The 300-nt window shown below is 43.0% G+C and carries 1 tRNA gene; it reads left to right on the forward strand.

The features are described from left to right. The first annotated feature begins 41 nt into the window (after positions 1 to 41). A tRNA-Ala gene (locus HGH90_RS31535) sits at positions 42 to 115 on the forward strand. Positions 116 to 300 lie beyond the last annotated feature (185 nt).

Raw genomic sequence — 300 nt, forward strand, 5'->3', positions numbered from 1 at the left:
GGGGTCAGCAGTTCAAATCTGCTCGGGTCTACAATGATTACGGGGGATTAGCTCAGTTGGCTAGAGCACCTGCCTTGCACGCAGGGGGTCATCGGTTCGAATCCGATATCCTCCACTTAATCACCTTGATTTTGAAATAATAAGATGTACTGACCAAAGGGTCACCGGGATCAGATCTCACACATCGGCAAACAATCTTCACAGATTGAAAAGTTCTTTGAAAGAATGGAAACAACAGCACGAATCTAAGTAGTGATGCTTAGGTTCAAACACAGGTAATGTTAAAGCTAAACATAATTT

It is taken from the genome of Chitinophaga sp. Ak27 (assembly GCF_012726295.1).
Classification (GTDB): domain Bacteria; phylum Bacteroidota; class Bacteroidia; order Chitinophagales; family Chitinophagaceae; genus Chitinophaga.